The organism is Rapidithrix thailandica (genome assembly GCF_039710355.1).
GTDB classification, from domain to species: Bacteria; Bacteroidota; Bacteroidia; order Cytophagales; family Flammeovirgaceae; genus Rapidithrix; species Rapidithrix thailandica.
This window is the reverse complement of the sequence record NZ_JBDKWZ010000018.1, coordinates 137,834-147,593: the sequence shown is the minus strand read 5'-3', so window position 1 is coordinate 147,593 and position 9,760 is coordinate 137,834. Positions and strand designations below refer to the sequence as shown.

General features: G+C 44.1%; 4 protein-coding genes. 3 read left to right on the top strand and 1 reads right to left on the bottom strand.

The features are described 5' to 3' along the window. Nucleotides 1–301: 301 nt before the first annotated feature. The 3 genes from AAG747_RS24145 (at nt 302) to AAG747_RS24135 (ending at nt 5,881) form a co-directional block, all read left to right on the top strand. On the top strand, nt 302–1,447 hold the full coding sequence (locus AAG747_RS24145) for an endo-alpha-N-acetylgalactosaminidase family protein (RefSeq protein ID WP_346823818.1): 1,146 nt from the start codon (nt 302–304) through the stop codon (nt 1,445–1,447). Between the two features lie 77 nt (nt 1,448–1,524). Further along, nucleotides 1,525–3,963 (top strand): glycosyl hydrolase family 95 catalytic domain-containing protein, encoded by a 2,439-nt coding sequence (locus AAG747_RS24140; RefSeq protein WP_346823816.1) that lies wholly within the window; start codon nt 1,525–1,527, stop codon nt 3,961–3,963. Between the two features lie 157 nt (nt 3,964–4,120). After that, entirely contained in the window at nt 4,121–5,881 is a 1,761-nt protein-coding gene (locus AAG747_RS24135) for a right-handed parallel beta-helix repeat-containing protein (protein WP_346823815.1), read from the top strand. Nucleotides 5,882–5,982: 101 nt separating this feature from the next. On the opposite strand, the gene purL is transcribed toward AAG747_RS24135, so the two are convergent. Beyond that, nucleotides 5,983–9,675: a phosphoribosylformylglycinamidine synthase gene (gene purL / locus AAG747_RS24130; RefSeq protein WP_346823814.1), complete on the bottom strand. Its 3,693-nt coding sequence runs from the start codon at nt 9,673–9,675 to the stop codon at nt 5,983–5,985. Nucleotides 9,676–9,760: the final 85 nt, after the last annotated feature.

Here is a 9,760-nt window from a genome sequence, read left to right as displayed (position 1 = left end):
CTTTATCAATTATCGCTCTAAGCTCGGATACTTCTTCTTGCAGTAATTTGACCCTGTACCTTTTCATCTTTTTTCTAAAGGTACTGAATTATTACGTTATTTTAAATTTTACTTAACACTAGTTGGGTGTGCCTTATGGGCACAAGCCCAGGCGCCTCAACACGACTACTCCCACGCCTTGGTTCTCAAAATGTTTTTGTCTAAGCCGGATGGAAAAGGAGGCTGTTTGATTGGGAATACCTTTGAGGACGCTTTGCAATTGATCCGGTAAACGGATGCATTAACCCTTGCGGTTCCCAAAATTATTTATCTGGTAGGTTGGCAATACAACGGGCATGATGATCAATACCCGGCCTGGTTTGAGGTGAATCCGCTTTTGAAAAGGCCGGAAGATGCTACCGCAGAAGAAAGTTTGCGTTGGCTGATGCGGGAAGCCAAAAAATACCATACCACTGTCAGTCTGCATCTCAACATGACAGATGCTTATGAAGACAGTCCTTTGTGGAAAACGTATGTGAAAGAGGATCTGATTTCTAAAAACGAAGACGGTTCTCTAATGGTCATCGGGAAGTATAATGGTCGTAAAGCCTATCAGGTAAATTACAAAAACGAATGGGAAAAAGGGTATGCTCAACATCGTATACAAGTTCTTTTAAAGATGCTCCCTTTACAAGAAGCCGGTACAGTGCATATTGATGCTTGGTTTGCCCGGGCCAGCAAAGGCCATGAAGAAAGTATGGTTACCGAAGCCGAATACCAAAAGAAAATCTGTAATTATTGGATGGCCCATGGGGTAGATGTGACCAGTGAATTTATCATCGATTATATGAGTGGGCTCATTCCCTATGCCTGGTGGTTCAACCAGGGCAGCCAGCGCTATCTGGACATTCCGGCCAAACTGTATTGTGGCGGAAAAATCAATCCGGACTTGAAAGGTGACCAGGCTTTAGGGTTTTTGTTTGGTACCAGTATGCACGGGGAAGGAGTTTGGACGGATTTTAACACCTTTTCTTCACGAAAGGATTGGCAGGGGCTATTTGCCGAACGGTTTTACCTCAATAGTGTGCCTTATTTTTTCCTCAATCAGTTTGAAAGAAAATCCCTCGAAGGCAAAGGGCAAAACCGCATGGCTCGCTATAGTCAGGGCGTGGAAGTTCATTTGGCGGATAGTACGGTCAGGCAATACCAGCAGTTGTTGCGAAAAGGTGATGATGTATTGTTCCCGGCCATTTGGATGCAAGAGAAAGCCCTGGTAGCGTATAGCAAAGAAGGTTATCAACAGCGAGTGTGGACATTGCCTATAGGCTGGGATCATGTAGCGGAAGTAGAACTTTATCAAGTATCTGCAAAGGGAAATGTCTTTTTAAAAAAGACGAAAGTAAAGAAACAAGCTTTGACATTGACCTTGGAAAAGGGGCAGGTAATATTGGTTTTAGCAAAAGAGTGAATTGCAGATAGAAACCTTCCAGGTTTTCAAAACCTGGAAGGTTTCGGCCTTTCTTGATGAATTAAACCCCGAAAAATATGAAGATGAAAAAAATACTTTACTTATTGATTCCTTATCTGGTCATGGGTTGTCAACCAAGGGAGCAAGCAGACTTGCCGGTGACGAACCGGGGCATGTGGAGCAAACATCCGGCTGAAAAATGGCAAGACGCTCTGGTGACAGGAAATGGCCGAATGGGGGCTTTGGTCTTTGGAAAACCACATTCGGAACAGATCATTTTTAACCATGAATTTTTGTACGAATACATAGGTTCTGAGCAAGTAAATCCTCCGGATATCCGTCAGTACCTGAACAAAACCCGGAAGTTAATTATTGATGGAAAATATAAAGAGGCTACCGCCTATTCTGTGGAAATGGCGAAAAAAGAGGGTTATTCCGGTTTGCTTTGGACTGATCCTTATCATCCGGCCTATGCCATGAGCATTTCCCAACCGGAACACGGTACTGTAAAAAATTATCAACGCAGGGTGAATTTTCTAACCGGGGAGGTAGAAGTGACTTGGGAAGACGAACATGGCCAATGGAGCCGGAAGTTGTTTATCTCACGGCCGGACAATATCATCGTACAACAGATCAAAAACCTTTCCGGCAAACCTGTATCCTGTTCTATAGGAATACATTTTCAAGAAGGAAATCCTGAAGCTCGCACGAAGTATCTTACCGATAGTCAAGAGCTGTATATTCATGAGCCGGAAATTGAAGTAGACGAAGAGTGGATGACCTTTCGCTTGGGATATTCCAAAATTGAAAGGGGATATGAAGGGGTCGTACAAGTGATTGCCAAAGGTGCTGAGAAAAAGGCAGAGGGAAATCAGCTTCATATTAAAGGTGCCCATGAAGTGCTGTTGATTTCCAGAATCAATTACTTGGAAAATTTTGATCAGACGGAAATACCGGCTACTCAAAAATCCCTTTCCGGTTTTACAAAAGACTATCAAACTTTATTACAACCCCATGCGATTGTACATGGAGATATGTTTACCCGGACCGACTTGGATTTTGGGGGTAGTGATCAACGAAATCTCTCTTCGGAAGAGCTTTTTGAACTTCAGTCCAGCCTCCCTGATTCCATCGTTCCTGGATTTTTGGAAGAGGTGTTTGATATGGGAAAATATGTATTGATCACTTCCAATGGGGAAAACCCGCCTAATCTGATGGGGATATGGACAGGTGAATGGCGGCCGATGTGGTGTGGAGACTTTACCTTGGATGCCAATGTCAATTTGCAAGTGGCCGGCGTGAATTTGTTGAATTTGCCCGAAGCCATAGACAGTTATATGAATCTATTGGAACGAGTGGCACCGGACTGGGAAATGAACGCCCGGAATTTATACGGGGCAAGAGGGTTTCTGACGGGTACCCGTACTTCCGGAAGGCGTAATTTACATACACATTTCAATCCGGGATTTCCAGGGCATTTTTGGATAGCAGGTGCACAATGGCTGGTGTATCCGGGATATGAATATTATTTATGTACAGGGGATCGACAATTTTTGACAGAACGGTTGTTACCCTTAATGGAAAAAACGGCTTTGTTTTATGAGGATTTCCTGAGTGAAACAGACGAACAAGGCAATTATATTTTTGCCCCTTCTTATTCCCCTGAAAACTGGCCCAAAGGACAGGATTCACCCACTGCAATCAATGCGGTGATGGACATTGCCGTGGCCAAACAGGCATTGCAGGATGTGATTACTGTGTACAAAGAGCTACATCTTGATCCGGAGAAAATCAAAAAATGGGAAGGGATTTTGGCAAAACTGCCTCCTTACCTGATCAATGAAGAGGGCGCCTTGAAAGAATGGGCCTGGGAGAGCCTGGACGATAATTATGACCACCGCCATGCTTCCCATATGTATCCTGTATGGCCGGCCCATGAGTTCAATCCGGAAGATACTCCCGAGTTATTTAAAGCTACCTCTGTCGCCTTGGATAAAAGAGGGGACGGGGACTTATCCGCCCATGGTATTGTGATAAAGTCCTTGGCTGCCAGTCGCTTAAAAAGAGGCGATTTTATAGAGAAGAAACTTATTCAGTTTCTCACAGGCAATTATCTGAACCGTAGCTTGGTGACCAACCATAACCCCGGAATCATTTACAATACGGATGCTATCAATTGTTTTCCGGGATTACTTTATGAAATGTTGGTATATTCCAAACCCGGTGAAATCGAATTATTACCTGCTTTGCCTTCCCAGCTATCCAAAGGTTCTGTGAAAGGAGTGGCGTGCCGTACCCGGGCCATTATCGATCGGATGGACTGGGATTTAACCCAACGAACTATTCATGTAACTGTCAAATCCCTGGCAGACCAAAAAGTGCTCCTTACCTGTCGCCAAGGAATCAGTGAAGTTTCCACTCCCAACGCAAACTTTGAAAAAGTAGATGATACGCATGTTCAATTATCTTTGAAAAAAGGGGAGACGGTCACCTTGGAAGTGAGCTTGAAACAGTAGGTTTGAATCGGGGAGGGGATAAAAAACCTTCCAGGTTTTCAAAACCTGGAAGGTTTTTTACATTTAGTAGGATTAACACCTTTCAGTGGCATAATCCCAATACAAATTTTTAAATTACTCAGATGCTATGCTTTCTTTGATTTAACCATGATTAAAAATGTCTTACAAACACCTGAAAAACCAGTCCTTTTATAAAGTATTCTACGGAGTTTGGGGTGCTATTTTACTCTTTTGTTGCCTTTCTGTAAAAGCTCAACAAATGGGAAAAACACTATCCATAGAGTACTTTGGAGCAAAAGCCAACGATGACCGGAACGATGCCGAAGCTTTGAGAAAAGCGGCGGAGTATTGTCGCAAATCACCGGGAACTACACTTCGTTTTCCTCCGGGGCGTTACGATTTTCGGGATGAAAAGGCCGTGTCGTTTATGAAAGATGTACTGGCCGGTAAGATGGGTAAGAATCCTGAAAAAGTCATTTTTACTCCCTATTATCCTTATATAAAAGGGTTGGATTTTACCGGAGCCAAAAATATTACCTTGGAGGCTGAAGGTGCCGAGTTGTATTGTGAAGGTTGGATGGAGCCTATTAGCCTGGAATATTGTGAAAATATCACTATCAAAGGCCTGACGATTGATTACAAACATCAACCGCATAGCGAGGGCAAAGTGCTCAAAGTGAAAAAGGGATATATGGAAGTGGAATTTGACAGGCGTTTCCCGGTGCAGGAAGATATGGTTGTTACCCGTATCATGTTTTGGGATACACAAGCCGACCGTCTCTTACCTTATCCAATTTACTTTCCGGAGCAGGTCAAGTTAGTAAGTCCGCAAACCTTGAGGATTTATTCGGAAGAAATCCAGAAAAAACATAAGAAGAAAATAGCCTTGTTGAATCATAGCTTTCATTTTCGTCCGGCTATTCTGATTCACGAATCCCGGGATACGTATTTGGAAAATGTGACGATTCATGCACAACCGGGAATGGGTATTGTCGGGCACCGTTCACATAATGTGACGATGAAAGGGCTTCGAGTGGTGCCGAGAGAAGGACATTATCAATCTACGAATACCGATGCAACGCATTTCACCTCTTGTACAGGGTTAATTCGTTTTGATGGTTGTCAATTCAAAGGACAGGGAGACGATGCTACCAATATTCATAATTATTACAACACTATCACCCGGAGAAATACGGAAAAAGTATGCGAAGTGGCAGTGAAAACAGCTTATGGTACCCACGCCCAAGTATTGGATTACCCGGATGTCGGAGACAAGATGGAACTGGTAGACAAAATGTCTTTGAAGAAGATAAGAGTATATAATGTATTAAAAGTGGAAAAATTTGATACTTATTGGAAAACCCGTTTAACCTTGGACAAAGCCTTACCGGAGAATATCGAGGAGTATTATCTGATTAATAGTACCCGGTTGCCAAAAGTGGAAATGGTTCATTGCAATATTCAGAGTCATTTGGCCAGGGCAGTGTTGATCAAAACCCGGAATGTATTAATCGAACACAATACTTTTCAAAATACAACAGGTACCGGTATCCACATCGGAGCGGAAGGTGATTGGCAAGAGGGCGTAGCGGCTGCGGATGTAGTGGTGCGAAACAACCGGATTATTCATTGTGGCAGAGGAGATGGAACGCAAAATGGAGCTTGTGGTATTACAGTCAACGTAAAAGCGGAAAATACCAAAGTACCGGGCTTGCACAAACGATTGCTGTTTGAACATAATATTATCGAAGGGGAAAATGCGGAATGTGGAATATTTATTTCGGGTGCGGAAGATGTAACAATCCGGAACAATGAAATCTCCGGCTGTAAAGAACCGGTGAAAGTACAGTATTCCACCAAAGTGATGATTGATGGAAAACCTGTGCCGGAAGAAGGTTTTCCGTCAGCAGGAAATTGATGGGAAAGGTAGATAAGGTTAAAAAACCCGCCGGCACGATACATTGCTGGCGGGTTTTATATTTAAAGAGGGTTGATTGTTGTGAACCTTCCCTCGCTTTATTAGCTCTTCACTGTTTCTTCCACCCATTTTCTGGCGTTGACAAAAGCTTCGATCCAAGGGGAAACTTCGTCTTGACGCCCTTCAGGGTAGTTGGCCCAGTTCCATGGGAAGATAACTCGCTCCAAGTGCGGCATCATCACCAAGTGACGACCGTCTTTGGAAGCTAATGCAGCGGTAGCATAATCCGAACCGTTCGGGTTACCCGGATATGCTTCATAACTGTATTTCGCCGGGATATGGTATTCGCTTTCAGCCAGTGGCAATTGGAATTTTCCTTCTCCATGCGCAATCCATACACCCAATCGGCTTCCTGCCAGTGACTGTAACATTACAGCGTTATTTTCGGCAATGTTCAGGTTAAGGAAGGCGGATTCGAATTTATGTGTTTCGTTGTGAAGCATCTTTGGTTTTTCGTCATGTTCCGGAGTAATTAAACCTAGCTCAATCATCAATTGACAGCCGTTACACACTCCTAAACTCAAAGTATCTTCACGTGCATAGAAATTGTCCAATGCTTGTTTCGCTTTTTCATTGTACAAGAAAGCACCAGCCCAACCTTTTGCCGAACCCAGAACATCCGAATTAGAGAATCCTCCTACAAATACGATCAGGTTGACATCTTCCAGGTTTTCACGTCCGGAAATCAGGTCGGTCATATGCACATCCTTCACATCAAAACCGGCCAGATGCATGGCATAGGCCATTTCCCGGTCGCCATTCACACCTTTTTCCCGGATAATGGCTGCTTTTACACCCGTTTTTTCTTTTCTTTCCGGGCTGATGCCATATTGACTAAATGACCCGGTAAAGTCTTGTGGGAAGGAGTAGGAAAGCGTCTGTAGTTTATAGTTTTTGAAACGTTCCGTTGCTTTTTCGGCTCCGCTTTGTTGGCGATCAAGCAGGTAGGAAGTTTTCATCCAGGTATCTCGCAAGGTAGGAATGTCCAAAGCATACTCTGTGCTTCCTTTACTGATTTTCACTTCCTGGCCTTCTACCGGCTGACCGATGATATGGAAATCCAAATTGTTGTTTTCCAAAATACCTACTACTTTCTCTACCTCAGCTACTTGAATCACCACTCCGGTATTTTCACTGAATAAGACCTTGACTGCGTCTTCTTCTTCAATACTGTTCAAGCCGATGTTCAAGCCCAGTTCCGTTTGAGCGAACGTCATTTCCAACAAGCAAGTCACCAAACCTCCGGCAGAAATATCGTGTCCGGCCAATACCAGGTTTTGAGCGATGAGTGTTTGTAAAGTGTTGAAGGCTGTTTTGAAATAGGCAGTGTCCTGTACGGTCGGTACTTCGGTTCCCAGCTTATTTACAACTTGCGCAAAGCTACTTCCTCCTAATTTATACTGGTCTTTCGAAAAGTCGATATAGATCAAAGCCGAATCTTTTCGGTTTCTCAACACCGGACTCACTACTTTGTTGATATCTGCTACTTCTCCGGCGGCAGAAATAATAACCGTTCCCGGAGAGTATACTACATCGTTTTTGTACTTCTGTGTCATGGAAAGAGAATCCTTTCCTGTCGGGATGTTGATACCCAGATCGCAAGCAAACTGGCTTACTGCTTCTACAGCTTCGTACAAACGGGCATCTTCTCCCTCGTTTTTACAAGGCCACATCCAGTTAGCACTCAGAGAAACGGATGTCAGTTGTTCGCTCAATGGGGCCCAAACCATATTCGTCAAGGCCTCGGCAATACTGTTGATCGAACCTGCTTTGGGGTCGACCAAAGCGGCTACCGGAGCATGTCCGATGGAAGTGGCAACTCCCTTATTACCATGATAGGCCAAAGCCATTACGGCCACATTATTCAAAGGCAATTGAAGGGTTCCGGCAGTTTGCTGTTTGGCTACCTTACCCGTTACCGAACGGTCCACTTTGTTGGTCAACCAATCTTTACTGGCTACAGCCTCTAATTGTAATACGCTTTCCAAGTACTCTTGGAATTGTGCCGGCTCGTAACTTACCGGAGCGTAATTGGCCTTTATAGTTTTGTCTGCCATGACGGTTTTCGGAGGTTTTCCGAACATATCTTCCAACTGTAAGTCGATCGGACTTTCTCCGGTTTTGCTATCGGAGAATTTAAAGTGCTGATCGTCTGTGGTTTCACCCACTTCATACATTGGGCTGCGTTCCCGCTTGGCAATATTTTGTAAGCGTTCTATGTCTTTTTCCTTAATCACCAAACCCATTCGCTCTTGCGACTCATTTCCCACAATTTCTTTGGCAGATAAAGTCGGATCGCCGATTGGCAACTTGCGGATGTCGATGGTTCCTCCGGTGACTTCAACCAGTTCCGATAGGCAGTTGAGGTGACCTCCGGCTCCGTGATCATGGATAGAAATAATGGTATTATCGTCTGATTCGGCCAACGCGCGGATGGCGTTGTAGGCACGTTTTTGCATTTCCGGGTTAGAACGTTGTACCGCGTTCAGTTCGATTTTATTATCAAATTCTCCGGTAGCAACAGAAGACACAGCGCCTCCTCCCATACCGATACGGTAGTTATCTCCCCCTAATATGACAATTTTATCGCCCTTTTCGGGATCTTTTTTCAGGCTGTCTTTCAATTTGGCGAAACCAATTCCTCCCGCCAGCATGATCACTTTGTCGAAACCGAACTTCTTCTCATTTTCAAAATGTTCAAAGGTCAGTACCGAACCACAGATCAACGGTTGACCGAACTTGTTACCAAAATCGCTGGCTCCATTCGAAGCTTTGATCAGGATTTCAAGCGGGGTTTGATACAACCACTCCCGGGCAGGGGTAGCTTGTTCCCATTTTCTGGCTTCTTCCAGACGGGAATACGAAGTCATATATACAGCTGTTCCGGCCAAAGGAATACTTCCCTGACCTCCGGCCATCCGGTCTCTGATTTCCCCTCCGGCTCCGGTTGCGGCCCCGTTGAAAGGCTCTACGGTAGTAGGAAAATTGTGTGTTTCTGCTTTTAACGAAATGACTGTGTCAATGTCTTTCACCTCAAAGAAGTCTGCTTTATCGTGTGTAGCCGGAGCAAATTGTTCTACTTTCGGGCCTTTGATAAAAGCAACATTGTCTTTGTAAGCGGATACCAAATTGTGACCGTTGGCTTCGGAAGTTTTTTTGATAAGTTTGAAAAGCGAATAGGGCTTTTCTTCTCCGTCAATTACAAAAGTCCCGTTGAAAATTTTGTGCCGGCAGTGTTCGGAGTTTACTTGAGAAAAACCAAATACCTCACTATCGGTCAGTTTCCGGCCGATTTTCTTACTCACCGATTCCAAATAAGCGATTTCATCTTCACTCAGCGCCAAGCCTTCTTGTTGGTTGTAAGCGGCTATGTCTTCGATATGTTGTACCGGTTCCGGCTCGATATCAATGGTAAACACCTCTTGGTCCAAGCCTTTGTACAGGGCTTGCAACATAGGGTCAAAAGCCGCCTTTTCATCTTCTACCTGAAAAAACTCCTCAATGCGCACCATGCCCGGGATGCCCATGTTTTGAGTGATTTCCACGGCATTGGTACTCCAGGGAGTGATCATTTCCTTTCGAGGGCCTACAAAGTAACCCTCTACTTGGGTTTGATCAATATGCTCTGCATTGCCAAATAGCCATTTGAGTTTGTCCAGATCGGCAGGATTCAATTGCTGGCTTACCTGTGCCGCAAAGATTTTATGCTTGTGAAGTTGATAAAACAGAATCATGTGAATGAAGGGTATAATAACTTCAAAATAGTTTGCTGCTGCAAAGTTAGACAAAAAACATTTATACAGAGAGCCAAGACCAGTT